Annotated in this window: 24 protein-coding genes; 21 read left to right on the forward strand and 3 right to left on the reverse strand. The window is 54.6% G+C overall.

Annotated features, from left to right (window positions below):
• Positions 1 to 156 precede the first annotated feature (156 nt).
• The 9 genes from brnQ (at position 157) to H7U36_RS14470 (ending at position 10,582) form a co-directional block, all read left to right on the forward strand.
• On the forward strand, positions 157 to 1,539 hold the full coding sequence (gene brnQ, locus H7U36_RS14430) for a branched-chain amino acid transport system II carrier protein (RefSeq protein ID WP_205156390.1): 1,383 nt from the start codon (positions 157 to 159) through the stop codon (positions 1,537 to 1,539).
• On the forward strand, positions 1,536 to 2,204 hold the full coding sequence (locus H7U36_RS14435) for a response regulator transcription factor (protein ID WP_205156391.1): 669 nt from the start codon (positions 1,536 to 1,538) through the stop codon (positions 2,202 to 2,204). The genes brnQ and H7U36_RS14435 overlap by 4 nt, the downstream gene beginning before the upstream one ends.
• Before the next feature lie 20 nt (positions 2,205 to 2,224).
• The gene (locus tag H7U36_RS14440; RefSeq protein WP_205156392.1) at positions 2,225 to 3,403 is read left to right on the forward strand and encodes a sensor histidine kinase; all 1,179 of its coding nucleotides are present in this window, start codon (positions 2,225 to 2,227) and stop codon (positions 3,401 to 3,403) included.
• 103 nt (positions 3,404 to 3,506) lie between these two features.
• Entirely contained in the window at positions 3,507 to 4,187 is a 681-nt protein-coding gene (locus H7U36_RS14445) for an ABC transporter ATP-binding protein (RefSeq protein WP_205156393.1), read from the forward strand.
• 5 nt (positions 4,188 to 4,192) lie between these two features.
• Positions 4,193 to 6,370 carry an ABC transporter permease gene (locus H7U36_RS14450; RefSeq protein ID WP_205156399.1) on the forward strand — a complete coding sequence of 726 codons (2,178 nt, stop codon included), beginning with the start codon at positions 4,193 to 4,195 and terminating at the stop codon, positions 6,368 to 6,370.
• A 90-nt stretch (positions 6,371 to 6,460) separates the two neighbouring features.
• Positions 6,461 to 7,453 (forward strand): helix-turn-helix transcriptional regulator, encoded by a 993-nt coding sequence (locus H7U36_RS14455; RefSeq protein WP_205156394.1) that lies wholly within the window; start codon positions 6,461 to 6,463, stop codon positions 7,451 to 7,453.
• 351 nt (positions 7,454 to 7,804) lie between these two features.
• Complete coding sequence (locus H7U36_RS14460) at positions 7,805 to 8,812, forward strand: ABC transporter substrate-binding protein (RefSeq protein ID WP_076779643.1); 1,008 nt, start codon at positions 7,805 to 7,807, stop codon at positions 8,810 to 8,812.
• Between the two features lie 24 nt (positions 8,813 to 8,836).
• Positions 8,837 to 9,775 (forward strand): ABC transporter permease, encoded by a 939-nt coding sequence (locus H7U36_RS14465; RefSeq protein WP_243426787.1) that lies wholly within the window; start codon positions 8,837 to 8,839, stop codon positions 9,773 to 9,775.
• 12 nt (positions 9,776 to 9,787) lie between these two features.
• Positions 9,788 to 10,582, forward strand: coding sequence for an ABC transporter ATP-binding protein (locus H7U36_RS14470; protein ID WP_173829268.1), 795 nt, complete (start codon positions 9,788 to 9,790; stop codon positions 10,580 to 10,582).
• A 62-nt stretch (positions 10,583 to 10,644) separates the two neighbouring features.
• Here H7U36_RS14470 and glgD read toward each other — a convergent pair whose 3' ends face one another.
• Positions 10,645 to 11,760 carry a glucose-1-phosphate adenylyltransferase subunit GlgD gene (gene glgD, locus H7U36_RS14475; protein WP_205156395.1) on the reverse strand — a complete coding sequence of 372 codons (1,116 nt, stop codon included), beginning with the start codon at positions 11,758 to 11,760 and terminating at the stop codon, positions 10,645 to 10,647.
• A gap of 1 nt (position 11,761) precedes the next feature.
• Positions 11,762 to 12,901: a glucose-1-phosphate adenylyltransferase gene (locus H7U36_RS14480; RefSeq protein WP_076779633.1), complete on the reverse strand. Its 1,140-nt coding sequence runs from the start codon at positions 12,899 to 12,901 to the stop codon at positions 11,762 to 11,764.
• A gap of 263 nt (positions 12,902 to 13,164) precedes the next feature.
• Between H7U36_RS14480 and H7U36_RS14485 the strand changes: the two genes are divergently transcribed.
• Complete coding sequence (locus H7U36_RS14485; RefSeq protein ID WP_243426788.1) at positions 13,165 to 14,328, forward strand: CD0519/CD1768 family membrane protein; 1,164 nt, start codon at positions 13,165 to 13,167, stop codon at positions 14,326 to 14,328.
• 95 nt (positions 14,329 to 14,423) lie between these two features.
• Here the strand turns inward: H7U36_RS14485 and map are convergent, their stop codons facing one another.
• Positions 14,424 to 15,233 carry a type I methionyl aminopeptidase gene (map, locus tag H7U36_RS14490; RefSeq protein WP_205156396.1) on the reverse strand — a complete coding sequence of 270 codons (810 nt, stop codon included), beginning with the start codon at positions 15,231 to 15,233 and terminating at the stop codon, positions 14,424 to 14,426.
• A 182-nt stretch (positions 15,234 to 15,415) separates the two neighbouring features.
• Between map and H7U36_RS14495 the strand changes: the two genes are divergently transcribed.
• The 11 genes from H7U36_RS14495 (at position 15,416) to H7U36_RS14545 (ending at position 26,613) form a co-directional block, all read left to right on the forward strand.
• Positions 15,416 to 16,492, forward strand: a complete 1,077-nt coding sequence (locus H7U36_RS14495) for a 6-phosphofructokinase (protein WP_205156397.1) — start codon at positions 15,416 to 15,418, stop codon at positions 16,490 to 16,492.
• Positions 16,493 to 16,543: 51 nt separating this feature from the next.
• Positions 16,544 to 18,115 carry a DNA polymerase III subunit gamma/tau gene (gene dnaX, locus H7U36_RS14500; RefSeq protein ID WP_205156398.1) on the forward strand — a complete coding sequence of 524 codons (1,572 nt, stop codon included), beginning with the start codon at positions 16,544 to 16,546 and terminating at the stop codon, positions 18,113 to 18,115.
• A 25-nt stretch (positions 18,116 to 18,140) separates the two neighbouring features.
• Positions 18,141 to 18,491, forward strand: coding sequence for a YbaB/EbfC family nucleoid-associated protein (locus H7U36_RS14505; protein WP_087175123.1), 351 nt, complete (start codon positions 18,141 to 18,143; stop codon positions 18,489 to 18,491).
• A gap of 23 nt (positions 18,492 to 18,514) precedes the next feature.
• Entirely contained in the window at positions 18,515 to 19,111 is a 597-nt protein-coding gene (recR, locus tag H7U36_RS14510) for a recombination mediator RecR (protein WP_033125345.1), read from the forward strand.
• A 3-nt stretch (positions 19,112 to 19,114) separates the two neighbouring features.
• Complete coding sequence (locus H7U36_RS14515) at positions 19,115 to 20,230, forward strand: LacI family DNA-binding transcriptional regulator (RefSeq protein WP_033125344.1); 1,116 nt, start codon at positions 19,115 to 19,117, stop codon at positions 20,228 to 20,230.
• A gap of 259 nt (positions 20,231 to 20,489) precedes the next feature.
• Positions 20,490 to 21,146: a fructose-6-phosphate aldolase gene (gene fsa, locus H7U36_RS14520; protein ID WP_033125343.1), complete on the forward strand. Its 657-nt coding sequence runs from the start codon at positions 20,490 to 20,492 to the stop codon at positions 21,144 to 21,146.
• Between the two features lie 70 nt (positions 21,147 to 21,216).
• On the forward strand, positions 21,217 to 22,053 hold the full coding sequence (locus H7U36_RS14525; RefSeq protein ID WP_033125342.1) for a transketolase: 837 nt from the start codon (positions 21,217 to 21,219) through the stop codon (positions 22,051 to 22,053).
• Positions 22,041 to 22,982 (forward strand): transketolase family protein, encoded by a 942-nt coding sequence (locus tag H7U36_RS14530; RefSeq protein ID WP_205148839.1) that lies wholly within the window; start codon positions 22,041 to 22,043, stop codon positions 22,980 to 22,982. The genes H7U36_RS14525 and H7U36_RS14530 overlap by 13 nt, the downstream gene beginning before the upstream one ends.
• A gap of 215 nt (positions 22,983 to 23,197) precedes the next feature.
• Positions 23,198 to 24,334 (forward strand): LysM peptidoglycan-binding domain-containing protein, encoded by a 1,137-nt coding sequence (locus tag H7U36_RS14535; RefSeq protein WP_138304991.1) that lies wholly within the window; start codon positions 23,198 to 23,200, stop codon positions 24,332 to 24,334.
• 107 nt (positions 24,335 to 24,441) lie between these two features.
• Complete coding sequence (locus tag H7U36_RS14540) at positions 24,442 to 25,680, forward strand: DUF5711 family protein (protein WP_205148838.1); 1,239 nt, start codon at positions 24,442 to 24,444, stop codon at positions 25,678 to 25,680.
• Between the two features lie 9 nt (positions 25,681 to 25,689).
• Positions 25,690 to 26,613 carry a CvpA family protein gene (locus H7U36_RS14545; protein ID WP_205148837.1) on the forward strand — a complete coding sequence of 308 codons (924 nt, stop codon included), beginning with the start codon at positions 25,690 to 25,692 and terminating at the stop codon, positions 26,611 to 26,613.
• Positions 26,614 to 26,951: the final 338 nt, after the last annotated feature.

Genomic DNA, 26,951 nt, shown 5'->3' on the forward strand with positions numbered 1-26,951 from the left:
GAGACAATTGAGAGAACATAACAGGGAGGTTTGATTTTTCAAGCCTCCCTGTTCTTGCCTATGATCACCAGTTTTGTCGATCACTCCCGGCAGTTCCTTCCTGCCGGAAAGTGTGCTATAGTAAAGACAATGATGAAAAACAGGAGATGCGTGGAAATGACAAAAAAACTGACTTTCAGAGAGACCATATTTGTAGCCAGCATGCTGTTTGGCATGTTTTTCGGGGCGGGGAATCTGATCTTTCCCGTGTCCATGGGGCAGATGGCGGGCAGCCATATCTGGCAGGCCGCGGCAGGCTTTCTCATTACCGGTGTGGGCCTGCCCCTTCTGGGTGTGGCCGCCCTGGGCATCAGCCGGGAAACAGGACTTCTGGGGCTGGGGAGCCGGGTGGGAAGAGGATACGGTATGTTCTTCACCTGTGCGCTCTACCTGACGATAGGGCCATTTTTTGCCATACCCAGATGCGCCAGTGTCTCCTATACTGTGGGGATGGAAGGCATACTTGCGGGGGAGGGGAGCTTCCTTTTTCAGGCAGCGTTTTCCTTTATTTTCTTTGCGGCGGTCCTGTTTTTTGCCCTCAGGCCGGGGCAGATCATGACATGGATCGGAAAGGTGCTGAACCCTCTCTTTCTTGCGTTTCTTGCCGTCCTTGTGGTGCGGGCACTGACAGCGCCTATGGGAAGCGTCGGGGAGGCGGCCCCGTCCGGGAAATATGTGGAGGCTGCCTTTTCCACAGGGCTGCTGGAGGGCTACAATACCATGGATGCTCTGGCGGGGCTTGCCTTTGGCATCGTGGTCATCGATGTCATCAGAGGACTGGGAGTGACAGAGCCGGAAGAGGTGGCCAAAAGCACGGTGAAAGCAGGCGTTTTCAGCTCCATCCTCATGGCGGTCATCTACCTCCTTGTCTCTGTCATGGGGACGCAGAGCACAGGAGAGCTGGAGGTGAGCAGCAACGGCGGAGAAGCCCTGGCCCAGATCGCGGACAGCTACTTTGGCGGCGGCGGCGCCTTTATCCTGGCGGTGATCGTCACGGTGGCCTGCCTGAAGACGGCAGTGGGGCTTATCACGAGCTGTGGCGAAACCTTTGCGGAGATGTTTCCGGGAGGGCCCTCCTATCACGTCTGGGCGGTAGTCTTCTGCGTGGGCTCCTTCCTGGTAGCCAACCTGGGGCTGGATGCCATTATTGCCTACTCCCTTCCGGTCCTGATGTTCCTCTATCCCCTTGCCATCGTGCTGGTCCTGCTGACTCTGACGGGCAGATGGTTTGGAAACGACCCGGTGGTCCTTAGGTGGGCGCTGGGCCTTACGGGCGCGGCCGCCCTGTTTGACGGTCTGGGAGCGCTCCCGGAGGGGACAAGGGCGCTGCTCCATCTGGACGGTCTGACTGCCTCTGCCCTGGAGCTCCTGCCCCTCTCCGGGCAGGGGTTTGGCTGGGTGTGCCCCGCACTTCTTGGAACGGCGATCGGCCTTGCCGTACATGCATATGCGGCAGGCGGAAGGGCCGGGAAGCGTGAAAAGACCGGAGGAGAGCGATGACAAAAATCTGGTATGTGGAAGATGATGGGCAGATAGCCTGCATGGTAAAAGAATATCTGGAAGAGAGAGACTGCCAGGTAATGGTGTACGACAGGCCAGAGGCAGTCAGAGAGGCTTTTGAGGCGGAGAAGATCCCGGACCTGCTTATTCTGGACTGGAACATACCGGGCGGCAGCGGGATGGAGCTGTGCCGCTGGATACGGGCCAGATGGCGGGAACTTCCTGTTATCTTTCTTACGGTCCGCGGTGATACACGGGATATTGTGAACGGACTGGGAGGCGGCGCCGATGATTATATGACCAAACCGTTTGAGCTGGAAGTCCTCTATTCCCGTATACTGGCGCTGTTAAGAAGAACAGGAGGCAGCCCGGGCCAAATCCTTGTCTGCGGAGAGATCCGGCTGGACAGAAGCCGGATGGAAGTCTGGAGCGGCGGCAGAAAGGTACCTGTCAGTCAGACAGAATACCAGATCCTTCTGCTCCTGATGGAGAATATAGGAAGGACAGTTACAAGACAGAGCCTGCTGGAGCAGGTCTGGGACAGTAACGGCAGCTATGTTAATGACAATACGCTGACTGTGGCTGTGAAACGTTTGCGGGAAAAGCTGGGACACCCGGCATGTTTCAGGACAGTCCGCAGCTTTGGATACAGGATGGAAATGTGAGTGGATAAGGGAGGAACAGGATGCGGGTAAAAAAAGAAAAGGCAGGCGTATTTTTGTCTGTCATGGCCGCTTTTCTGGCAGCAGCTGCACTGCTGACAGTACTGATGGGCAGTTATTTTGCGGGAAGGCAGTTTGACCTTCTGGGAGAGGTCTGCCGGGAAGTGGTGCAGCAGTCGCCGCAGTCCGGCAGCGCTGTAGTAAATGCGCTGAAGAATGCAGGTGAGGCCGGTGAAAGGACAGGGGCAGAGTATCTGCAGGGTTATGGCTACAGTGCCGGCGATTTTGACACGGGATACAGCAGGATGTATGCAGCGGCAGGGACGGGCTTCCTGGCTGCGTGCCTGCTGTTTCTTTCTGCCTTTTTTCTGGAGAGAAGGAGGACGGCCCGGCAGGTGGAAGAGCTGATCCGGTATCTGGAGCAGGCCGGTACCGGGCAGCAGGGGCTGCTGGGGCGGCGCCGGGAAGATGCATTTTCCGGGCTGAGAGATGAGATGTACAAGACAGTGACAGCCCTGCAGCAGACAAGGGACAGGGCCCGGGAGACAAAAAATATGTTTGCCGCGAACCTGGCAAATATAGCTCATCAGATGAAGACGCCGGTAACGGCTATCTCTCTGTGCATACAGAGGATGAAAGAGAAGAACACGCTGGAGTATCTGGCCTCCGTGGAGAGGCAGCTTGACCGTCTCACCCGTCTGGAGGAGGCGCTGCTTCTGATGTCCCGCATGGATGCAGGGGCGCTGGAGTTTCAGAAAAAAGAGGTGGATGTGTTCACTGTCCTTGAAATGGCGGCGGAAAATCTGGAGGATCTGAGCCTGAGGAAAAAGGTGGCTGTCCATGTGCCGGAGCGGCCGTTGGTCTGCGCCTGGCTGGATCCGGACTGGACTGTGGAGGCGGTTATGAATCTGATGAAGAACTGCCTGGAACACAGCCCGGAAGGGGGCGCTGTGCACTGTGACTGGGAGGACAATCCTCTCTATGTCCGGATCCGTATATGGGATGAGGGAAAAGGATTTTCCGGGAAAGATCTGCCCCACCTGTTTGAACGGTTTTACAGGGGAGAAGAGGCCGGGAGGGATGGCATCGGCATCGGTCTTTACCTGGCAAAGGAGATCCTGGAAGCACAGAACGGAGCCCTGGAGGCATACAACAGGCCCGGCGGGGGAGCCTGCTTTGAGATCCGGCTGTACCATCGTTAGATAACTTTTTCCATAAAATGCTGTCACCGGAATGTCACTTTGTTCTGGTATGATAAAGAAAAATGGCGATGGACCATCAGACAGAAAAAACAGGGAGGCGGCTATGGAGATTGTAAAATGTGTCGGAGTAAAAAAGGTATACGGAGAGGGAGAGGCTCAGGTGGAAGCCCTGCGGGGCATTGATCTGACCGTGGAGAGCGGGGAGTTCCTGGCAGTGGCAGGCGCGTCGGGCTCTGGCAAATCCACGCTCCTTCACATTCTGGGGAGTGTGGATAAAGCCACGGAGGGAGAAGTCCTTGTGGGCGGAACGGACATTGGCAGGCTTTCTCCCAGGGAAACAGCCCTGTACCGGAGAAGGAAAGCAGGGCTTATCTATCAGTTCTATAATCTGATCCCTTCCATGACAGTAGAAAGAAATATACAGATGCCCCTTCTTCTTGACAAAAGAAAGCCGGATCCCGCGTATTTCCGTCAGATCGTGGAGATGCTGGGGCTTGAGGAAAAGCTGAAAGCGCTGCCCTGGCAGCTCTCCGGCGGGCAGCAGCAGAGAGCGGCCATCGGGAGAGCTCTCATGGCCAGGCCGCTGCTCCTTCTTGCCGACGAGCCTACGGGAAATCTGGACCGGAGAAATGCCAGGGAGATCATGGATCTTTTCCATCTCTTTCACAGAAACTTTCACCAGACTATTCTTCTTGTTACCCATGATGAAAAGCTGGCCCTTGAGGCGGAGCGCATCATCACACTGGAAGACGGGCGGATCGTCAGTGACAGAAAGGTAAGGTGAGAACCATGTGGAAGGAGTATTCAAAAGGATATCTGAAGCAGAACAGATCAGCCGGGGTCTCTGTCATGGCGGCGGCCCTGCTGGCCGCTTTTTTTCTGTCCCTGCTCTGCAGTCTCTTTTATAATTTCTGGGCCTATGATGTGGAGAGGATCCTTCTGGAAGAGGGGGACTGGCATGTGCGCATCGAGGGATCCTTTGACCGGGAGGATCTGGAGCTGATCCGGGGATTTTCCGGGGTTGACCGGGCTGAGATAAATGAAGGACTTTCGGAAGACAAGACTGTGGTGGAGCTGCGCTTTGAGGATATGGGGGACGTATACAAGGAGACTGCTCTGATCTGCGGGAAGCTGGGGATTGATATGGCGGATGTATCCTGGCACGAGACACTTCTGTCCAGGTATTTTATCACAGATCCCCGGGACAGCGAGCCGCCTCTGCTTCTGCCTTTCTTTGCTGCGGTGCTGCTGGTCCTGTGTGTGTCTCTTGTTCTGGTGATCCGCACGGCCTTTGAGATCTCCATGCAGGCCAGGGTGCGCCAGTTCGGCATCTTCTCCAGCATTGGAGCCACACCGGGACAGATCCGGCTGTGCCTTGTGCAGGAGGCGGCCGCCCTCTGCGCGCTGCCTGTACTCGCAGGGATCCTGCTTGGAACTGCGGGCTGTGCCGGTATTCTGGAGGCTGTCAACAGATTTGCGGCAGATGTGCCGGGCAGGCACGAGGCTGTTTTCCAGTACCACCCCGCTGTATTGCTGGTTACAGCCATATCTGCCGTGCTGACGGTACTCTGTTCTGCCTGGGCGCCGGCGCGGAAACTTTCCAGGATGACGCCCCTCCAGGCGCTGCGTGAGCCGACGGGGCTGCAACTGAAGAAAAAAAGCCGCCAGAGGATCCTGGGAAGTCTGTTCGGGATCGAGGGAGAGCTGGCGGGGAATGCCCTGAAGATGCAGAAGAAAGCCCTGCGCATCTCCAATCTGTCTCTTACCCTGTCTTTCCTCGGATTTACGGCTATGCTGTGCTTTTTTACCCTCTCCGGGATCAGTACCAGATACACCTATTTTGAAAGGTACCAGGACGCCTGGGATGTGATGGTGACAGTGAAAGACACGGATCTGGCAGATTTTTCCCTGTCGGAGCAGGTCAGGGAAATTCCGGGAGTCCGAGGCAGCATTTCCTATCAGAAGGCGGACGGTACGGTGCTGCCGGGGGAGGACTGGTTCAGTGACAGGCTGGTGGAGGCCGGTGGATACAAGGTTCTTGCCGGGACAGAAGGTGCCGGGCAGATCCCCTCCCAGGTGGTGGTCATGGACGATGCAAGCTTTCTGGAATACTGCCAGCAGATCGGAGCGGAGCCGGGCGTCTGGGGAACGGTTGTGCTGAACCGGATCTGGGACAGCACCAGCAGCAGTTTCCGGGAGCGGGCGTATATTCCCTTTGTAAATGAAGAAAAAGAAACGCTTGCCATGGGCGGGGAGGACGGAGCCACGCTGGATATACCGGTCCTTTCCTACACAGAGGAAGCGCCGCTCCTCAGGGAGGAGTATGAAGATTATGCCCTGGTGCAGTTTATGCCCCTCTCTTTGTGGAAAACGCTTCCCGGGCAGGCGCTGGACAAAGACAGAGATACCTTTATACGCATACTGGGGCCGGAGGGGGCGGATCTGCAAGCTCTGGATGAGATAGAAAAACAAGTGACAGAGCTGCTGACCCCTTCCCTGGAGGTGGAGAGCGAGAACCGGATCCAGGAGAGGCTGACCAATGACCAGATGCTCCAGGGGGCGCAGATGATAGGCGGAGCTTTCTGTGTGCTTCTGGGAGTTATCGGTCTTGCAGGCATTTTCACAAATACATTCGGCTTTCTGCGGCAGAGAAAAAGAGAATTTGCCCGGTATCTGGCTGTGGGGATGGACGGCGGGGAGATGAGAAAAATCTTCTGCATTGAAGCGGCGGTCATTGCCGGGCGGCCCATTTTGCTGGGACTAGGCATCACAGTGCCTGTAACTGTCTTTATGACCAGCGCCAGCCACCTGGAGTTTTCTGTCTTTCTTGAGGAGGCGCCGCTTGTGCCAGTGTCGGTCTACGGGGCATGTATCGTCCTTGCTGTAGCCCTGGCTTACTGGCTGGGGGTGAGGAGGCTGGCTGGAAGTGACCTGAGCGGATGCCTGAGAGATGACGCTCTGAACTGATGGGAAGAAATACTATATAATATATAAGTTGAAGGCGCCTCTTCCTGCGTGTTATACTTGAAAAACAAACAGGAAGGGAGCCTTTTTCATATGCCCAGAGGACAGAACCAGAAACTGAAGCTTTACTATCTCGCAAAGATCATGCTGGAGAAGACGGACGACGACCACTACCTGACCATGCTCGAAATCCTGGAAGCGCTGCGCTCCTATGAGGTGACGGCGGACCGGAAGAGCATCTACACGGACCTGAAGGACCTGGAGCATCTGGAGATCGAGGTGGAGGGGGAACCCTGGGGCAGATCCTACCGCTACCACGTGGTGGGCCGGCAGTTCGAGATGCCGGAGCTGAAGCTGCTGGTGGACGCCATCCAGTCCTCCCGGTTCATCACGGCAAAGAAATCCAACGAGCTCATCCGGAAGCTGGAGAGCCTGGTCAGCGAGTACGAGGCCAGGGAGCTGCAGCGTCAGGTCTACGTGTCCGGCCGCATCAAGACCATGAACGAGAGCATCTACTACACGGTGGACGCTATCTACAGCGCCATTGCCAGAAACAGGAAGATCCTCTTCCAGTATTTTCAGTGGAATGCAAAAAAGGAGATGGAGCTGCGCCACGGCGGCGCCGTTTATAAGATAAGCCCCTGGGGACTTGCCTGGGACAATGAGAACTACTACCTGGTAGGATATGACTCGGAAGCGGACATGATCAAGCACTACCGGGTGGACAAGATGCTGCGCATCCGCATGTCCGACGAGGAGAGAGAGGGGCGGGAGCGCTTCAGGGGGCTGGACATGGCGGCCTATACGAAGAAGAGCTTCGGCATGTTCGGCGGCCGGGAGGAGCAGGTAAAGCTGCTGGTGCACAACCACCTGGCCGGAGTGATCATTGACCGGTTCGGGAAGGATATCATGATGATACCGGCGGATGAAGAGCATTTCACGGTACATGTGGACGTGGCAGTGAGCGGCCAGTTCATCAGCTGGGTCTTCTCCCTGGGAGACGAGGTGAAGATCCTGGGACCTGAGCCTGTGGTGGAGCAGGTACACCGGGAGATACGCCGGCTCACGGAACAGTACGGAGTGTGAGGTGGCATTTTTATAGGACAGCTTTCGGATTACACTGAGTTTAAAGATAAGAAAACTTGGTTGTAGAAGGGAGCTGTTCTTTTATGAAGGGTTACAATACAGACAAAGGCTATATGGGATATGTGGAGGGCAGGTACATGCTGTTCGCAAGCGAGGAAGAGTACTACGATTACATGGAGGACTAAAAAGAATAAAAATAAGAAGGAATAAAAATTTCGCAGGAGGTCAGTCTATTTTGTAAAAATAGATTGACTTCTTTTTTTTGTCGTTGTATACTACCTTTCGTAGACGACTTTCGCGCAGTGAAGTGAGAAATTTTTAAAGTATAAAAGCAACAGGGAGGAATAAGAGATGAAGTTGAAAAAAGCAGCGGCAATCCTGATGGTGATGACAATGACTGCCGGTCTTGCGGCCTGTGGGAGCGAGTCATCGTCAGACGGAAGCGGGAGCGGTGATGATCCGGGAAAATATGTGATCGGCATCTGTCAGCAGATGGAGCATCCATCTCTGGATGACGCGACGGCAGGCTTCCAGGATGCATGTAAGGAACTGTTCGGTGAGGACAATGTAGAGTTTGATGTGCAGAACGCGCAGGGGGAGCAGACCATGTGCTCCACCATCATGAATAATTTTGTTTCTTCTGACGTGGACCTGATCCTGGCCAATGCCACCCTGCCTCTCCAGACAGCGGCCCAGGCCACAGCGGACATTCCTATTCTTGGAACCTCTGTGACAGACTACGGCAGCGCCCTTGGCATAGATGACTGGACAGGGACCACAGGGGTAAATATTTCAGGTACCAGCGACCTGGCCCCCATCTCTGAGCAGGAGGACGTGATGATGGAGCTCCTGCCGGATGTAAAGACCGTTGGCATCCTCTACTGCTCCGCGGAGTCCAACTCCAAGTACCAGGCGGAGATGTTTGAGAAGGAGCTGGAGGAGGACGGCGTGGACTACAAGGAGTACACGGCGGCGGACTCCAATGAGATCCAGTCTGTTGTGACCAGCGCGGTCCAGGAGGTGGACGCCATCTACATCCCGACAGACAACACCATGGCAGCCAACCCGGGCATCATCGACAATATCTGCCGGCCGGCAAAAGTCCCGGTAGTGGCCAGCGAGCAGGGCACATGCAGCGTGGCGGGGATAGCCACTCTGTGCATCAGCTACTATGAGCTGGGGTACACCACAGGCGAGATGGCCTATGACATCCTTGCAAACGGCGAGGACATCACGTCCATGGAAGTGCAGACAGCACCGGAGCCGACCAGGATGTACAATCCGGAGATATGCGAGGAGCTGGGCATCACGGTCCCGGAAGGATACGAGCCCATTGAGTCCGCATCTGCGGCAGAATAAGAGAAGAAAGGCAGAGGCAGAAAAATGATAGCAGAATATTTTCTTTCCCTGGAGCCCCTGGCGCTGCTGCGGGCAATGCCGGGAACAGCGGCACAGGGGATCATATGGGGCATTATGGCACTGGGAGTTTATATAACCTACCGCATCCTTGATTTCCCGGACCTTACAGTGGACGGGTCTTTAGCTACAGGAGCGGCGACGGCGGTCATGCTGATCCAGGGAGGGATGAGCCCGGCGCTCTCCCTCGTGTTTGCACTGCTGGCAGGCATGGCGGCGGGGATGGTCACGGGCCTTCTCCACACGGGCCTTGGCATACCGGGGATCCTGGCCAGTATCCTGACCCAGGTATCCCTGTATTCCGTGAATCTGGGGATCATGGGGAAATCCAACCAGGGTATCAGTCTGACCCAGCAGGGGCTGGTGGCCTCCTCCAGATATGTGACAGGAGATGACAGAGTCTTTTTCTTCCTGAAGCTGATCCTGGGATGTCTGATCCTGGTGGCCATCGTCTACTGGTTTTTCGGGACCGAGATGGGCGCTGCCATCAGGGCCACGGGCTGCAATCCGCAGATGGCCCGGGCCCAGGGCATCAACACCAACTATACAAAGGTGCTGGCTCTGACCATATCCAACGGCCTGGTGGGCCTGTGCGGAGGCATCCTGGCCCAGTATCAGGGAGCGGCAGATGTAAATATGGGGCGTGGAGCCATCGTCATCGGGCTGGCAGCCGTGATCATCAGCGAAGTGATATTTGGCAGGCTCTGTGCGGGCAAAAAGATTGCCTTTGCCTACACGCTGGCTGCGGTGTTCGTGGGAGCCATCCTCTACTACGTGGCGTACGCGCTGGTACTCTGGCTGAAGATGCCTTCAGACTATATGAAACTGTTCTCCGCACTTGTTGTTGCGGTGTTCCTGGCTGTGCCCTACTTAAAAGGCCGCTGGGCAGTGAGAAGGAGGGCCTAGGAAATGGGATACATGCTTGAGATAAAAAACATCCACAAGACATTCAACAAGGGGACGATCAACGAAAAGAAAGCCCTCGACGGAGTGGACCTGAACCTGAACCCGGGAGATTTTGTCACCATCATCGGTGGGAACGGAGCCGGGAAATCGACGACACTGAACGCCATAGCCGGAAGCTGGCTGGTGGACGAGGGGAATATCATCATAGACGGAGTGGACATTACCCGGCTGCCGGAGCACAAGAGAGCCGTCTATCTGGGGCGGGTGTTCCAGGATCCCATGACCGGCACCGCCTCCACCATGTCCATTGAGGAGAACATGGCCATCGCTGCCAGGAGAGGACACAGAAGAGGACTCAGATGGGGGATTTCCAGAAAAGAGAGAGAAGAGTTCAAGAAAAAGCTGGCGGCTCTGGGACTGGGGCTGGAGGAGCGCATCTCCACCAAGGTGGGGCTTTTGTCCGGCGGGCAGAGGCAGGCCGTGACCCTTCTCATGGCGGCCATCAAGAAGCCCAAGCTTTTGCTCCTGGACGAGCACACGGCGGCCCTGGACCCGAAGACGGCGAAGAAGGTGCTGGAGATTTCCGACAAGATTATCGAGGAGAACCAGCTCACAGCCATGATGGTCACCCACAACATGAAGGACGCCATCGCCCATGGCAACCGCCTCATCATGATGCACGAGGGACGCGTCATCTACGATGTGTCCGGCGAGGAGAAGCGGCAGCTCCATGTGTCTGACCTGCTGAAGAAATTCGAGGAGGTCAGCGGCGGAGAGCTGGACAACGACAGGATGATGCTGGGGTAGAGCGGATACAGGATATGAAAAAAAGAAGCCCGACAGATGACGGGCTTCTTTTTTATGCCTTTTTAAATGATATCGTTTCTTCTGATGTATCCCGGTTCATTGGGGTCAGCCACAACCTCTTTCACGTGAGTAATTTTTGCGTGCTTGTCCGCCACAATGTTCTCCAGGTGGACATCCGTGTCCACGATGACATGGGGAAGGATCACGCAGTTTTTCACGACAGCCCCCTTCTTGATGACGCATCCGCGGCCAATGACAGAGTTCTCGATGGTCCCCTCGATGAGGCATCCGTTTGACACGATAGAGTTCTTTACATTGGAGCCCTCGAAATACTGGGTCGGACAGGAGTCATTGGTCCTCGTGTAGATGGGCCACTCATCCTCGAAGAGGCTGAGAGCCATCTTGAAGTCAATGAGGGAGATGTTCGCGTCATAATAGCTCTTGAAGTCGGTGATGGAGGCAAAGTATCCCCGGTGGGAGACGCCCCGCACATCCAGCTCCTCGCAGGCCACGTTCACGATATCCGCCAGGCTGTACATGGAGGAGGTCTTGTGAGCCTTGCTCACCAGGTCGATGAAGAGCTCCTTTGACATCACATATGTGTCCATGAAGATGTGACGGTTCTTTGCGGTGCCCCGGTTCATCTCCAGAGACAGGACGCCCTTCTGCTTGTTCAGATTGACTGTGTTGCAGTTCAGGAAGTGCTCCTTTGCGTCGTCTGTGGAGTGATAGAGGAGAGTGATGTCCGCCTCGGAGTCGATGTGGGTCTGGAGCAGCTCGCTGAAATCCTGTGAGTAGATCATGTAGCTGGGTGCAATGACCACATAATCGCAGTTTACATTGCGGATGCACTCCATATTTTCCTGGAAGGCGGCGATATCGTTGTTGTAGATATCGTGCTCCAGACCTGTCTCCGAGAACATGATGTGGAGTCTTCCGCGCTTGGAGTTAATGTTATAGTGACGCCCGGTTCCCAGGTGCTCTGCCAGAGAACGGGGTTTTCTGCGGATATATACCTGGATCTGGTCAATGCCGCTGTTGCTCATATTTGAGATCGGGAAATCGATGACGCGGTACCGTCCCAGGAAGGAGAAGGCGCCGATAGGGCGGTAAGCCTGCATCCCCTCTACCCAGATGTGGTTTCCGGAAAAGTTTACAATACCTAATGCTTTCGCCATATTACTCAACCCCCTTTACGCGTTTGGAGACCAGCTCGATATGCTCACTGTCAGCGCTGCCGACCTGTGCCTCTTTTCCAATCTTTACGTTGTCAGCTACGAGAGCGCGCTGGACAACAGCACCTTCCGCAACCTCCGCGCCCGGCATGAGCACGCTGTCGATGATCTTCGCGCCTGCGCCCACTCTTGCCCCGGTAAACAGAACGGAGTTCTTGACGGAACCCTCGATGACACAGCCCTGCGTGATGAAGGCTCTGTCGATCTCGGCATCAGGACCTATGTACTGTGGGAGCGCCACTGCGTCCTCCGTGTATATCTTCCAGGTGGAGTCATTCAGGTCCAGCTCATTGTTCTTGTCCAGCAGGTCCATGTTTGCCTCCCACAGGGAGTCGATGGTCCCCACATCCTTCCAGTAGCCCTTGAACTTGTAGGCCACCAGCTTTTTGCCGTCGTTCAGCATGGCGGGTATGATGTCCTTGCCGAAGTCATGGCTGGAGTCCGGATCTTTCATGTCGGCCGTCAGCATCTTGCGGAGCAGCTTCCAGTTGAAGATGTAGATGCCCATGGAAGCCAGATTGCTCTTGGGCTCGGCCGGCTTCTCCTGGAATTCCACGATGCGGCCCTCCTCGTCCGTGTTCATGATGCCGAAGCGGCTCGCCTCTCTCATGGGAACCTCGATGACGGCGATGGTGGCATCTGCGTCATGCTCCTTGTGGTAGGCCAGCATCTTTGCGTAGTTCATCTTGTAGATGTGGTCGCCGGAGAGGATGAGAAGGTACTCCGGGGAGTAGGAGTCTATAAAATCAATATTCTGTGAGATGGCGTCTGCGGTTCCCCTGTAGACGTTCAGATCCACGTCCGCTTTCTCACGGGGCGGGAGTACGTACACACCGCTGTCCCGCGCGTCCAGTCCCCAGCGGCGTCCCGCTGCCACATAGCTGTTCAGCTGAATGGACTCATACTGTGTGAGGACTCCGACTACATCAATGCCGCTGTTGGCACAATTGCTGATGGGGAAATCGATGATCTTGTATTTACCGCCATATGAAACGGCAGGCTTGGCAACCTTATTGGTCAGCTCGTGCAGCCTTGAACCACGGCCGCCGGCTAAAATCATGGCTAACATATTGTTCTGTTTCATAATATGCGCCCTCCTCCTTTACTGTGATATACAATATTATATAATTCTTGGGCGGCGCTTTCCATAATAATTTGCAAAAAAATTAAGAAAATTTGTAAAAAATGATGTGAAAACAGAGGTATAAGTTTTTTTATCTGTGGAAAATTAAAAAAAATCAACTGAGAGTAGAAAAAAAGTTGCAGTTGGAGTGAATTTAATGTATGGTATTGGGAAAGAGCTGATTGTCTTTGAATTAACAAAGAGACAAAGAAATGGGGAAAAGTATGCAGAAACAATTTAAAAAAGCAGTAAGTCTGGAAGCGTTTGTCTTCCTGGCGGTCTTTATTGCCATTTTCGGAGGACTGGCGGCCGTGATGGGCGGAGCCAACATGATGCAGACACTTATGAACACAGCCTATCAGCTTCTGATCGACACGGTGTTCAATATCATGGCCATTGCGGTCATCGCCGGCGCGGTTTCGGGAGCCCTCTCGGAGTTTGGTGTCATCGCGCTTGTAAACAAGGCGATCACACCGCTGATGAAGCCGCTGTACGACCTGCCCGGCGCGGCTTCTCTGGGGATCATGACCACGTATCTGTCAGATAACCCGGCGATCCTGGGCCTGGCGGAGGACACCAATTTCCGGAAGTATTTCAAAAAGTATCAGCTTCCGGCGCTGACTAACCTGGGGACGGCGTTTGGAATGGGACTCATCGTTACCACCTTCATGCTGGGCATCAGCCTTCCGGGAGAGAATGTGGGAATGGCGGCCCTCATCGGAAATGTGGGCGCTATCATCGGAAGTATCATCAGCGTGCGGATCATGATGCTCTTTACAAAAAAGGAATTCGGTGTGACAGAGTACTGCATGCCGGAGGCGGAGGGAGAGTCCATTGACGACCTCCTCAACAAGCGTCAGGTACGAGGTGGCAGTGTGGGAGGAAGACTCCTGGAGTCCCTGCTGGACGGCGGAAAGAACGGTGTGGATGTGGGTATGGCCATCATCCCCGGCGTCCTGGTCATCTGCACGATCGTGATGATGCTTACCAACGGCCCTTCTGCCGATGGTACATATACAGGAGCGGCCTACGAGGGAGTGGCACTCCTTCCCTGGCTGGGAGAGAAGATCGACTTCATCCTGACTCCGCTGTTCGGGTTCTCCTCCGCCTCTGCCGTGGCAGTGCCGGTTACGGCCCTGGGAGCGGCGGGAGCAGCCATCGGCCTTGTGCCGGACATGGTGTCCGCAGGGTCTGTCCATGCAAATGACATCGCGGTGTTTACAGCTATGTGTATGTGCTGGAGCGGCTACCTGAGCACACATGTGGGAATGATGTCAGCCCTGAAGTGCCCGCACATGACGGGAAAGGCGATCATCAGCCATACCATCGGCGGCCTGTGCGCCGGTGTGGCGGCAAACTTCCTGTTCAAACTGGTAACTATGATATAATGGCCACGGCGTGGTTATTATACATGCGGCGGAAAGACATACAGCTCAGCAAAAAAGGACTATGCACCTGCACAGTCCTTTTTGTTTTGCTTTTTTTATTTTGTCAGGACCTCCACGCCGGTCTCGGTGACAAGCACCATGTACTCTACCTGGGCGGACAGGCCGTCATCGATGGTGTAGACAGTCCAGCCGTTCTCCTCGTCGATGAAAAAGTCCGGACTCCCCTCGTTGATCATGGGCTCGATGGTGAACATCATGCCGGGCACCAGGACCATCTCGCTTCCCTTGGGCGTGACGTAGCTGACGAAGGGTTCCTCGTGGAACTCCAGGCCGATGCCGTGGCCGCCGATGTCCTCCACCACAGAGTAGCCGTTGGCCTGTGCGTGGGAATTGATGGCCCAGGCGATATCGCCTAAGTGACCCCAGGGCTTTGCGGCGGAGAGGCCAAGTTCCACGCACTCCTTTGTGACCCGCACCAGCTTCTCGGCCCGGGGGCTTACCTCCCCGATGGTGAACATGCGGGAGGCGTCGGAGAAATATCCATTTAATATAGTAGAGACATCCACGTTGATGATGTCTCCCTCTCTGAGGATCTCGTTCCCATCCGGTATGCCGTGGCAGATCACATTGTTGATGGAAGTGCACACGCTTTTCGGAAACCCTTCGTAATTGAGCGGGGCGGGGATGCCTCCGTGAGAGACGGTGTAGTCGTACACCAGCCTGTCTATCTCGGCGGTGCTCATGCCCGCCTTTATGTGGGCGGCCACATGGTCCAGAACCGCCGTGTTCAGGTCGGCGCTCCTTCTGATCTCCCTTATCTGCTCCGGGGTTTTGAGAAGGGACCTGTCCGGGACAATCTCGCCTTTGGCGGCCAGAGACCAGAGTTTGATGTCCAGTTTATCCATAGGTTCGTTACCAGCTTTCTGTTTGATTTCCGGAAACGCAGGGCGTTCCGCTAACAGTATACTCGTTTTTTTTCGGAACGTAAAGGGAGGAGGGAGGACTGCGCCCGGTTTTTCTTGTGCTGTTTTTAAAAATAGGGTATACTTAACTGGAAATATCAAAGAAGGAAAGGAGCGACCGGATTATGTTACGGATTGGGATGCTTACCAGCGGAGGAGACTGCCAGGCGCTGAACGCTGCCATGCGCGGGGTTGTAAAAGGAGTTTGCTCAAAGAGGGATGACGTTGAGATCTACGGATTTAAAGATGGCTATAAAGGACTGATATACTCGAACTTTCAGATGCTGACTTCCAGAGATTTTTCCGGGATCCTGACAAGGGGAGGGACTATCCTTGGAACCTCCAGGCAGCCCTTTAAGCTGATGCGTGTGCCGGATGAGAACGGGCTTGACAAGGTGGAGGCCATGAAGCACACTTACCACAAGCTGAATCTGGACTGCCTTGTGATCCTGGGAGGGAACGGGACCCACAAGACGGCCAATCTGCTCAGGGAGGAGGGGCTGAACATCATCACTCTTCCCAAGACCATTGACAATGACCTCTGGGGAACCGACATGACCTTCGGCTTCCAGAGTGCCGTGGATATAGCCACAGATACCATCGACAGGATCCACACCACGGCCACGTCTCACAGCCGCGTGTTTATCGTGGAGGTCATGGGCCACAAGGTGGGCTGGGTGACTCTCCACGCAGGTATCGCCGGCGGGGCGGATATCATCCTTCTCCCGGAGATCCCCTACGATATCAAGGTCGTGGTGGAGGCCATCAAGAAGAGGGCGGCCGAGGGCAAACATTTTACCATCATCGCTGTGGCTGAAGGCGCTATCTCCAAGGATGACGCAAAGCTCTCCAAAAAGGAGCTGAAGGCCAAGAAGGCGAAGGAGAATTATCCCTCTGTGGCCTATGAGATCGCGGAGCGCATCCAGAAGAAGATGGACCAGGAGGTCAGGATCACCGTGCCGGGCCACACCCAGAGAGGCGGTTCGCCCTGCCCCTACGACAGAGTGCTGGCCACCAGATTGGGAGCTGCTGCCGCGGAGCATATCCTGGAGGGAGATTTCGGCTATATGATGGGGATAAAGAGCGGCGAGATCACGAAAGTGCCCCTTGCGGAAGTGGCAGGAAAGCTGAAATGTGTGGACCCGGAGGCCGGCATCATCCAGGAGGCCAGGATGACGGGCATCAGCTTTGGCGACAAATAAAAGGATGCGCATGACAGACAGAAAGAATAAGGATAAGAAGGAGTGCGGCAGATGAGCTACACGGCATTATACCGGAAATTCCGTCCCGGTGAGTTTGAGGATGTCAAAGGGCAGGATGCGATCGTAACTACATTAAAGAACCAGATACAGACAGACAGGATCGGACATGCCTATCTCTTCTGTGGGACAAGGGGGACCGGAAAGACAACAGTGGCGAAGATTTTCGCAAAGGCGGTCAACTGCCAGCACCCGGTGGAGGGAAGCCCCTGCGGCGAGTGCGCCATGTGCCGGTCCATAGCGGCCGGCACTTCCATGAACGTGATAGAGATCGACGCGGCTTCCAACAACGGTGTGGACAACATCCGGGAAATCCGGGAGGAGGTGGCCTACCGCCCCACGGAAGGGAGGTATAAGGTCTACATCATCGATGAGGTGCACATGCTGTCTATAGGAGCCTTCAACGCACTCCTGAAAACGCTGGAGGAGCCGCCGGAGTACGTCATTTTTATCCTGGCAACGACAGAGGCCCACAAGATACCGGTGACCATCCTGAGCAGGTGCCAGCGGTATGACTTCAAGAGGATTTCCATAGAGACTATTTCCGAAAGGCTTCGTGAGCTGATCGGAAAAGAGGACCTGGATGTAGAGGACAAGGCGGTGCGCTATATCGCCAGGATGGCTGACGGCTCCATGAGAGATGCCCTGAGCCTTCTTGACCAGTGCACAGCCTTTTATATCGGTCAGCGTCTCACCTACGACAATGTCCTGGAAGTGCTGGGCGCGGTGGATGCGGACGTGTTCAGCCGTCTGCTGCGTGAGCTGTTGGAGCGGGATGTGAAAAAAGTCATCGAGACCGTGGATGAGCTGGTCATGCAGGGGCGGGAGCTGTCCCAGATGGCGGCGGACTTTACCTGGTATCTGCGGAACCTTCTCCTGGTGAAAAGTTCGGAGGAGATGGAGGATGTGCTGGATGTGTCCACGGAGAACCTGGCCAGGATCAAAGAGGAGTCCGGGATGATAGAGACGGATGAGCTGATACGCTATATCCGTATCTTTTCGGAACTCACAGGAAAGCTGAAATACGCAGCTCAGAAGAGAGTGCTCCTGGAGGTGACGTTCATCAAGCTGTGCCGTCCCCAGATGGAGACCAGCCAGGACACCCTTCTCTCCCGGATACGGGCGCTGGAGGATGAGGTGCGAAGGCTGGAGGAGACGGGGGTGTCCGTTCCGGCCGGACAGACGGTCCGGGTGGTGAGAGAGGAGGAGGCCGGGCCTGCGCCCGCGCCGAAGCTTCCAAAGGCGCTCAGCGAGGATGTGAAGGCAGTGGCGGCGGATTTCCGGGGAATAGCCCAGGAGGCATCGCCCATGCTGCGGGGCTATCTGAAAAAAGCGCGCCTGAGTGCGGGGGAGAATGACCATCTCCTCATTGTCCTGGAGGACGAGGTGAGCGCGGCCTTTGTGGCAAAGCCGGAGCACAGGGAGGAAATCGAGCGGCTTATCGCAGAGAAGACCGGCAAGCAGATGGAGGTGGATGTCCGCCAGGTGGAGGAGGGCAGACGCTTCGAGGACAGCTTTGTGGATATCGAGAAGCTGATCCACATGGATATCACGATAGAAGATTGAGTATAGAAGATGGAGGAGAAAGATCATGGCAAGACGTGGAGGATTTCCGGGGGGAATGCCCGGAAATATGGCGAATCTCATGAAGCAGGCGCAGAAGATGCAGCGCCAGATGGAAGAGCAGGCAAAGGAGATGGAGACGAAGGAGTTCTCCGCCACAGCCGGAGGAGGAGCGGTGGAGGTCACCGTGTCCGGCGCCAAGAAGGTGCTGAAGGTAAAACTGGACGAAGAGGCAGTGGACCCGGATGATGTGGAGATGCTGGAGGATATGATCGTGGCGGCGGTGAACGAGGCCCTTGAGAAGGTGGACCAGGAATCAGCGGCCGGCATGTCCAAATTTACAGGAGGAATGGGCGGCGGGATGCCGGGCCTGTTCTAGGACAGAAGCGGCGGTGAAACAGAATGGATTACTACAGCAGTCAGATAAGCCGTCTCATCGAACAGTTTTCCCGGCTGCCGGGGATCGGACCAAAGTCGGCCCAGAGGCTGGCCTTCCATCTCATCAGCATGCCAAAGGAGCAGGTTCATGAGCTGGCCCAGTCCATTGTGGAGGCCAGGGACAATGTCCGCTACTGTGCTCAGTGCTGCACGCTGACAGACCAGGAGGTTTGCCCCATCTGCGCCAATCCGGACAGGGATCACAGGACCATCATGGTGGTGGAGACGCCCAGGGACCTGGCTGCCTACGAGAAGACAGGAAAGTATAACGGAGTCTATCATGTGCTCCACGGGGCCATCTCCCCTATGCTGGGGATCGGACCCGGAGATATCCGCCTCAAGGAGCTGATGGAGCGCCTGAGGGGAGACGTGGATGAGGTGATCATAGCCACCAACTCCAGCCTGGAGGGGGAGACAACCGCTATGTACATCAGCAAGCTGATCAAGCCCGCGGGGATCAAGGTGAGCCGCATCGCGAGCGGCGTGCCTGTGGGAGGCGACCTGGAATATATCGATGAGGTGACTCTTCTGCGGGCTTTGGAAGGAAGAACGGAGATATAGACGATGGCGGGAAAGAAAAAAGTGACTTCTACAGACATTGCCCGGGCGGCGGGCGTATCCCAGGCGACTGTCTCTATGGTGCTGAACCGGAAATACAATGTGTCCTTTTCCAAGGAGACCGTGAGGAAGGTGGAGGAGGCGGCCAAGGAACTGGGCTATGTCCTGCCAAAGCGAAAGGTGCGCAAAGAGAGCCGCCGGGAGAAACTCCTGGTGGTCTTTTGCTCTAATCTCACAAACCCCTACTATGTCATGCTCCTGCAGGGCATTGAGCTGCGGGCAAAGGAGCAGGGCTACGGACTCTTTGTGTGCAACACCCAGAGGGACCTGCGGATGGAGGAGCGATATCTGAAGATGATGAACGAGCTCCATCCGGTGGGGATCATCTACACCTGCAATCCAAGTCACTGCTTCATGGATACGGTAGAGAAGCTGGCGGAGGAGATTCCGGTGGTCATTGTCAACAACCAGAACGAGCACCTGAACGTGGACGCGGTAGAGCTGGACAATTCCAAGCTGGGCAGGATCATGGCCCGGCATCTGCTGGAGCTGGGACACAGAAAAGTTGCCTATATAGCTCCTCCGTTGACCGTGCGGCAGAAGCAGAGGTCCAAGCGGGTGGAGGGATTCCTGAAGGAGTTCGAGAAGGCCGGGCTCAGGGATCAGGTCATCATCAAGGCGGCGGACGAGGAGATCGATCTGGACATCGCCCACATCGACTCGGAGTACAAGATTGGCTACGACCTGACAAAGGAGCTCCTGGCGGAGCAGCAGGATGTGACAGCCATTGTGGGACTCAATGATATGATCGCCTTCGGCATCCTGGATGCTCTCCAGGAGGCGAAGCTGAAGGTGCCCGGGGACGTGTCCGTCATGGGCTGTGACAACACTCTGTTTGCCAGTATGCACAAAATGTCCCTCACCACCATTGAACACTTCGTGATCTTCAAAGGCCGTGACGCCTGCGATATTATCATGAAGAAGATCGACTCCAGGAGGGAAAAATATACCGATGTGGAGCCTATCAGCACCTACCATGTGGAGTATGAGCCCAGGCTGATCGTCCGGGGCACCACATCCTATCCGAAGAGCGGGACAAAGAGCAGAAAAAAGAAAAATTAATGCATTTGAGAAAATTATTAATAATAAAATGATTTCTCGCCCTTTTAGCTGCGGAGAAAAAACTGAAAAAAGGCTGTTTCTGTTCATGTTAACAGGGATTTAACATGAAATATAGAAAAACGGAATTAATAATTAGATATTATTAACTAGATGAATTATTAATAAGACGGAACTACTATTGACCATCCCCTTTTAAATGAGATATAATTTAGACAAATAGGCTTAGGCCAGACGTTCAACATATCAAGGAGGAAGAAAAATGAAGTTTTTTATCGACACAGCCAAGGTGGAAGACATTAAGAAGGCAAACGACATGGGCGTTATCTGCGGAGTTACGACAAACCCCTCACTGATCGCGAAAGAGGGTCGTGTGTTTGAGGAAGTAATCGCGGAGATCGCGTCTATCGTGGACGGGCCTATCAGCGGCGAGGTGAAGGCTACGACCACAGATGCTGAGGGTATGATCAAAGAGGGGCGCGAGATCGCCAAGATCCATCCCAACATGGTTGTCAAGATCCCCATGACTGTAGAGGGACTCAAGGCCTGCAAGCAGCTCACATCCGAGGGCATCAAGACAAATGTGACACTGATCTTCACAGCCAACCAGGCGCTTCTGGCAGCCAGAGCCGGCGCTACATATGTATCTCCGTTCCTGGGCCGTCTCGATGACATCTCTGTGAGAGGCGTGGACCTGATCCGTGAGATCGCTGAAATCTTTGCGGTTGCCGGCGACATCGACACACAGATCATCGCGGCCAGCATCCGTCATCCGATGCATGTGACAGACTGCGCTCTGGCAGGAGCAGACATTGCCACAGTTCCCTACGCAGTAATCGAGAAGATGACAAAGCATCCTCTGACAGACGCCGGCATCATCAAATTCCAGGAAGATTACAAGGCAGTTTTCGGAGAGTAGGCATCGGAGAGCAAACAACAGAAGCGTAAGGAAAAACGAAAAAAACCATAAACACCAGGAGGCAATTTTCATGAACAAATTAGAACTTATGAAGACTGCAAATGAGGTCCGCAAGGGTGTCATCACAGCCACCCACAGCGCAAAGTCCGGTCATCCGGGCGGATCTCTGTCAGCAGCAGACATTTTTACCTATCTTTACTTTGAGGAGCTGAACATCGATCCAAAGGATCCCAAAAAAGCCGACAGAGACCGGTTCGTCCTCTCCAAGGGACACACGGCTCCCGGATACTATTCAGCTCTCGCTCTCAGAGGATTTTTCCCTGTGGAGGATTTAAAGACGCTGCGCCACACAGGCTCCTACCTGCAGGGGCATCCGGATATGAAGCACATCCCGGGCGTGGATATGTCCTCCGGCTCACTCGGACAGGGCATCTCCGCGGCAGTCGGAATGGCCATCTCCGCAAAGCTGTCCGGAGATGACTACCGGGTGTACACACTGCTGGGCGACGGCGAGATCCAGGAGGGCCAGGTGTGGGAGGCCTCTATGCTGGCCGCTCACAGAAAGCTGGACAACCTTGTGGTGATCGTGGACAATAACAATCTCCAGATCGACGGGGCTATCACGGATGTGAACTCACCCTACCCGATCGACAAGAAGTTTGAGGCGTTCAACTTCCATGTGATCAACATAGACGGACATGACTTCGACGCCATCGACGCTGCCTTCAAGGAGGCCAGGACGGTGAAGGGACAGCCCACAGCCATCATTGCAAAGACTGTTAAGGGCAAAGGCGTATCCTTCATGGAGAACCAGGCGTCCTGGCACGGAACCGCTCCCAACGACGAGCAGTACAAGACAGCTATGGAAGAATTAGAAAAGGCAGGTGAAGCATTATGTCAGATGTAAAGAAGATCGCAACAAGAGAAAGCTACGGTAATGCTTTGGTAGAATTAGGAAAGAAACACGAGGATGTAGTCGTTCTGGACGCTGACCTTGCAAACGCCACAAAGACTGGCACCTTCAAGAAGGCCTTCCCGGAGCGCCACATCGACTGCGGTATCGCCGAGGCCAACATGATGGGCGTGGCGGCAGGTATCGCCACCACAGGCAAGGTTCCCTTTGCCAGCTCCTTTGCCATGTTCGCCGCAGGACGTGCCTTTGAGCAGGTCCGCAACTCCATCGGCTACCCGAAGCTGAACGTGAAGATCGGTGCTACCCATGCGGGTATCTCCGTAGGTGAGGACGGTGCGACTCATCAGTGCAACGAGGACATCGCTCTCATGAGAACGATCCCGGGCATGGTTGTCATCAACCCCTCCGATGATGTGGAGGCAAGGGCCGCAGTGGAGGCTGCCTACGAGCATCAGGGACCTGTATACCTGCGCTTTGGCAGACTGGCTGTTCCGGTGATCAACGACAATCCGGATTATAAATTCGAGCTTGGAAAAGCAGTGACACTGCGAGAGGGAACAGACGTGACCATCATCGCCACAGGACTTCCTGTGTCCGAGTCCCTGGCAGCGGCCAAGAAGCTGGCGGCAGACGGCATCAGCGCAGGGGTCATTAACATCCACACGATCAAGCCTCTGGACGAGGAGGCTGTCATCAAGGCGGCTGCCAAGACAGGAAAGATCGTGACAGTGGAGGAGCACTCCATCATCGGCGGCCTCGGAAGCGCTGTTTGCGATGTGGTTGCCGAGAAGGCACCGGCAAAGGTAATGAAGATCGGCATTAACGACACCTTCGGCGAGTCCGGCCCGGCTGTGGAGCTCATCAAGAAATACGGCCTGGACAGTGACAGCATTTACGCCAAGGTAAAAGAATTCCTGAAATAGAAAACAAATATACACCGGAGAAGAGCTGGCAGAGACGCCGGCTCTTTTTCTATATATAGACACAGTGCTGCCGCGGGTGAAAAGAGAAACGGTCTGAAAGTGTCGAGGACGGGAGAAAAATAACGTAAATTTCCACAGACAAGCCCCACCGATTGCTAAAATGCGCAAAAACCCTGTGCTATGATAAGCAAAAATATCCAGTGAGGTGAGAGTATATGGAAAGAAAATTTCCCAAAAATGTAAGGCAGGTAGGAAATGTCTCGGATACTCCCAAGATCTATGTGGAGGACTATGTGGACACCTACCTGGATCAGCTCAGGGCTCAGGCAAAGGAGGAGCCCACGGGCGCGCTGCTGCTTGGGGAGAACGCAGTAGTGGAAGGGCAGGAGTGTGTATATATAACCGGAGCCGTCCGCATCGAAGAGGTGTCGGAGGAAAACGGAGAGATCTGCATCAGCGATACGGCCAGAGAGGAAGCGCTGCGAGAGTGCGGCGAGTATTTCCCTGGCCGGGACGTGGTGGGCTGGGCCCTGGCAGCGCCCGGCAGGCCCCTTGTGCTCAGCGGCAGCATGGTTCAGATCCACGAAAAGCTGGGACTGAAAAAAAACAGCATTTTCATCATGAAGCATCCCGAGGAGGATGAGGAGATCTATTTTGCATATAAATACCATGATCTTATGCAGATGGGCGGATATTACATATTTTATGAAAAAAATCCGGATATGCAGAATTATATGATCAATACGCGCAAACAGATCGGCGTTTCTCCCAGTGAAGTGGTTGAGGATCGAGCTGCAAAGAATTTTCGTTCTGCAGTAAAGGAAAAGCTGGAGGCGCAGGAGCAGAGGAGCAATTCTCACCTCGTGTACCTCACAAGCGTTCTGCTGGTAGTTGTCGTACTGGCCATCGGTATCTCAGCCATGAATAACTATGACAAAATGAATTCTGTACAGTCCTCCATAGAGACCCTGTCCAAATCTGTGCAGGGCGGAGGCGGCGGTGAGCCGGCCGAGGGAGACGTCTCGGTAGATCCACAGGCGGATCAGCAGTCAGCCTCCGGAACCTCCGGCACCGCCTCCGACGCCGCAGGCGCATCTGACGTCTCCGGCTCCGGCGGGACTGCCTCCGGCGACGACGCTGCAGCCGGCGGCTCCGGCGATGAGGACAGCACACCGGTTATAGAGGAGGGGGAGAGCGGAGAAGAGTACTATACGGTGCAGAGGGGAGACACTCTGGACAAGATCAGCCTGAAGCTCTACGGAACCACAGATGAGGCGGAGGCCATCTGCAAGATGAACGGGCTGACAGACGGCAACCTGATCTTCATCGGACAGAAGCTGCTGCTCCCCTGACCTGTGGGCGCGGGACGTTTTGCGGGATTGCCACTTGAGAACTGGCGCATCCATGGTATAATAGGAGCACATGGACAGCAAACCATAGAAGAAAACGAGGTTGATGTATGAGGCAAAAGATAAGAGAAAGATTTCACATTGTGCGGGAGGGAAAAAGGCAGCCCGGGCAGCAGCCGGGAGAGCCGGTTCCGGATCCCACCATGCAGGAGCTGGATGCACAGGTGAGGGACTACAGGAGGAGGACCCGCCGCAGGATGATTATTACGGCCGCGGCTGTGATCCTTGTTCTGGTGGGTGTGTTTTTGTTCATAAATCTCCAGACATACACCTCCGTGCGTACGATTGATATATATGGGGCAGAAGACGCGGGAAACAGCAGCTACCGGCAGTTCGGCAGCGGGGTGCTCAAGTACAGCCGGGACGGCATTGTCCTGCTGGACCGGAAGGGTGAGGAGGTGTGGAACCAGTCCTATCAGATGCAGACGCCTACTGTCTATGAATTCGGCGACTCGGCGGTAGTGGCAGATAAAGGCGGAAACGACATGATCGTGGTGGATGAGGAGGGACTGAAAGGAGAGATAGAGACCACGCTTCCGATAGAGAAAGCGGTCGTGTCCTCCCAGGGAATTGTGGCTGCCATATTAAACGGGGACAGCGAGCCGCGGATTGTCTGCTACGACGCGGCGGGGAATATACTGGCTGAGCTGGACTCTGCGATGACCGGGAACGGCTATCCCCTGGATATCGGTCTCTCCGAGAACGGAGAGCTTCTGATGGTGTCCTACATGACCGTGCGTGGCGGCAGGACCGTCTCCAATATCTACTATTACAATTTTGGAGAGGCGGGAGCTCAGGCGGAAAATTACGAGGTGGTGACAGACACCTATGAGGACATGATAGCGCCCACAGTCTTTTTTATGGATGAAAATACTTCCGTGGCCGTGGGGAATGACAGAGTGCTGATCTACCGGGGGCAGGATACACCCGCCCTGCAGCAGACCATCGAGCTGGACAAGGAGGTCAAAAGCGTCTGCCACAGCTCTTCCTACATCGGTCTGGTGTTGAAAAACGAGGGGGAGGCAGGTTATGAGCTGCGCCTTTACAACAAGAGCGGCAGTATGGTCATGTCGGAGAAATTTACCGGGGACTACTCCAATATCAAAATATGCGGTATGCAGGTGATCATGTACGGTGGGACGCAGTGCAGCGTGTTTACCAGAGCGGGCGTTCATAAGTTTGAGGGAGAGATGGATGAGACGATCCTGGAAATGTTCCCTGCCTTTGGAGTCAATAAATACATAGTGATGAATACAAACGGGATGGAGGTTGTCCGGTTTGTCAAGTAAGGAGAAAATATGAATTGGATAATCATAGCTACAGGAGTAATCTTCCTTATATGCATAGTTGTCGGTCTGTACAGGGGAGCGGTCAAGATCGCGGTCTCGCTGGCGGCCACTATTGTGACATTTATTCTTGTGTTTTTCCTGACCCCTTACGTGAGTCAGGGGATTATGGCGGCGACGCCTCTGGATGAAATGATCGAAAGTCAGGCGGAGCAGTCTATCATGGGAATGGCGTCCTCTGTCCTTCAGGGAGACACAGAGGAGGGAGGGACAGGCCTTACCGTGGAAAATGTGAGGCGGGTTCTGGAGTCAGCCGGCATCACCGAGGCTCAGCTGAACGCAGTGGGCATCACGGTGGAGGATATTGTAAATGGAAATGTCACCAGTGATGAACTGGCTCAGTATGGTATATCCAGCAGCCTTCTGGACGGACTGCAGGGAGGCGGCGAGGAAGCCCAGAGCATACTGGAGGACGTGGAAATTCCCAGGGATGCGCAGATCGCGGCCATCGAGGGAGCTGATATCCCGGGTGTATTCAAGGCGCTTCTCCTCAATAACAATAACAGTGAGATGTATGATGAGCTGGGAGTGGACAATTTTATCCAGTATATCTCAGCCTATGCCGCCAGACTGATCATCAACATCCTTTCCTTTATTCTGACGTTTGTGATCATCACAGTTGTGATGCGGGCTATCATCTTCGCCCTGGATATCGTGGCAAACCTTCCTGTGCTGGGATTTTTCAACCGGCTCGGCGGGGCGCTTCTCGGCGCGGCCGGGGGGCTCATCATTGTGTGGATCCTTTTTATGATCATTACCATGCTGTATACCACCTCTTTTGGAAGGGAGGCTTACGACACGATCCAGGGAAATGATATTCTGCGGGTAATCTATGAATACAATCCGGTATTGAAGATGGCAGTGTCATTCAAATAAAAAGTAAAAAAATGAGTAAAAAATGAAAAAAAGCATTGACACCACAGGATTATGATGATATTATAAAAATCCACCACGCAAGAGGGTGGATTTTTTGCCGGATAAGGACAGTGTGATAACGGCGCGGGAGCGCAGGTTCGCTGGTATCCGCAGAAGACTTCCGAAAAGGAAGAAGAAAAAAGTTGAAAAAAGTTGTTGACAAACACGAAGCGACATGATATGATATAGAAGTTGTCGCTGAGATGCGAAAGACAACAAAACAAAGAACCTTGATAACTGAACAATAGACAACGACCCTGAAAATTTCTAAGAGAAATATTCAGAACGGAAATCAGGCC

The organism is Faecalicatena fissicatena (assembly GCF_016900595.1).
GTDB classification, from domain to species: domain Bacteria; phylum Bacillota; class Clostridia; order Lachnospirales; family Lachnospiraceae; genus Claveliimonas; species Claveliimonas intestinigallinarum.

What these genes read in the sequence shown, in the direction of transcription:
- H7U36_RS14470 (WP_173829268.1), top strand. Translation starts at nt 9,788, where the DNA reads ATGCTTGAGATAAAAAACATCCACAAGACATTCAACAAGGGGACGATC.
- fsa (WP_033125343.1), top strand. Translation starts at nt 20,490, where the DNA reads ATGAAGTTTTTTATCGACACAGCCAAGGTGGAAGACATTAAGAAGGCA.
- H7U36_RS14495 (WP_205156397.1), top strand. Translation starts at nt 15,416, where the DNA reads ATGTTACGGATTGGGATGCTTACCAGCGGAGGAGACTGCCAGGCGCTG.
- H7U36_RS14515 (WP_033125344.1), top strand. Translation starts at nt 19,115, where the DNA reads ATGGCGGGAAAGAAAAAAGTGACTTCTACAGACATTGCCCGGGCGGCG.
- H7U36_RS14445 (WP_205156393.1), top strand. Translation starts at nt 3,507, where the DNA reads ATGGAGATTGTAAAATGTGTCGGAGTAAAAAAGGTATACGGAGAGGGA.
- H7U36_RS14440 (WP_205156392.1), top strand. Translation starts at nt 2,225, where the DNA reads ATGCGGGTAAAAAAAGAAAAGGCAGGCGTATTTTTGTCTGTCATGGCC.
- H7U36_RS14545 (WP_205148837.1), top strand. Translation starts at nt 25,690, where the DNA reads ATGAATTGGATAATCATAGCTACAGGAGTAATCTTCCTTATATGCATA.
- H7U36_RS14535 (WP_138304991.1), top strand. Translation starts at nt 23,198, where the DNA reads ATGGAAAGAAAATTTCCCAAAAATGTAAGGCAGGTAGGAAATGTCTCG.
- glgD (WP_205156395.1), bottom strand. Translation starts at nt 11,760, where the DNA reads ATGGCGAAAGCATTAGGTATTGTAAACTTTTCCGGAAACCACATCTGG.
- H7U36_RS14530 (WP_205148839.1), top strand. Translation starts at nt 22,041, where the DNA reads ATGTCAGATGTAAAGAAGATCGCAACAAGAGAAAGCTACGGTAATGCT.
- brnQ (WP_205156390.1), top strand. Translation starts at nt 157, where the DNA reads ATGACAAAAAAACTGACTTTCAGAGAGACCATATTTGTAGCCAGCATG.
- H7U36_RS14505 (WP_087175123.1), top strand. Translation starts at nt 18,141, where the DNA reads ATGGCAAGACGTGGAGGATTTCCGGGGGGAATGCCCGGAAATATGGCG.
- dnaX (WP_205156398.1), top strand. Translation starts at nt 16,544, where the DNA reads ATGAGCTACACGGCATTATACCGGAAATTCCGTCCCGGTGAGTTTGAG.
- H7U36_RS14485 (WP_243426788.1), top strand. Translation starts at nt 13,165, where the DNA reads ATGCAGAAACAATTTAAAAAAGCAGTAAGTCTGGAAGCGTTTGTCTTC.
- H7U36_RS14435 (WP_205156391.1), top strand. Translation starts at nt 1,536, where the DNA reads ATGACAAAAATCTGGTATGTGGAAGATGATGGGCAGATAGCCTGCATG.
- map (WP_205156396.1), bottom strand. Translation starts at nt 15,233, where the DNA reads ATGGATAAACTGGACATCAAACTCTGGTCTCTGGCCGCCAAAGGCGAG.
- H7U36_RS14540 (WP_205148838.1), top strand. Translation starts at nt 24,442, where the DNA reads ATGAGGCAAAAGATAAGAGAAAGATTTCACATTGTGCGGGAGGGAAAA.
- H7U36_RS14480 (WP_076779633.1), bottom strand. Translation starts at nt 12,901, where the DNA reads ATGAAACAGAACAATATGTTAGCCATGATTTTAGCCGGCGGCCGTGGT.
- H7U36_RS14455 (WP_205156394.1), top strand. Translation starts at nt 6,461, where the DNA reads ATGCCCAGAGGACAGAACCAGAAACTGAAGCTTTACTATCTCGCAAAG.
- H7U36_RS14465 (WP_243426787.1), top strand. Translation starts at nt 8,837, where the DNA reads ATGATAGCAGAATATTTTCTTTCCCTGGAGCCCCTGGCGCTGCTGCGG.
- recR (WP_033125345.1), top strand. Translation starts at nt 18,515, where the DNA reads ATGGATTACTACAGCAGTCAGATAAGCCGTCTCATCGAACAGTTTTCC.
- H7U36_RS14460 (WP_076779643.1), top strand. Translation starts at nt 7,805, where the DNA reads ATGAAGTTGAAAAAAGCAGCGGCAATCCTGATGGTGATGACAATGACT.
- H7U36_RS14450 (WP_205156399.1), top strand. Translation starts at nt 4,193, where the DNA reads ATGTGGAAGGAGTATTCAAAAGGATATCTGAAGCAGAACAGATCAGCC.
- H7U36_RS14525 (WP_033125342.1), top strand. Translation starts at nt 21,217, where the DNA reads ATGAACAAATTAGAACTTATGAAGACTGCAAATGAGGTCCGCAAGGGT.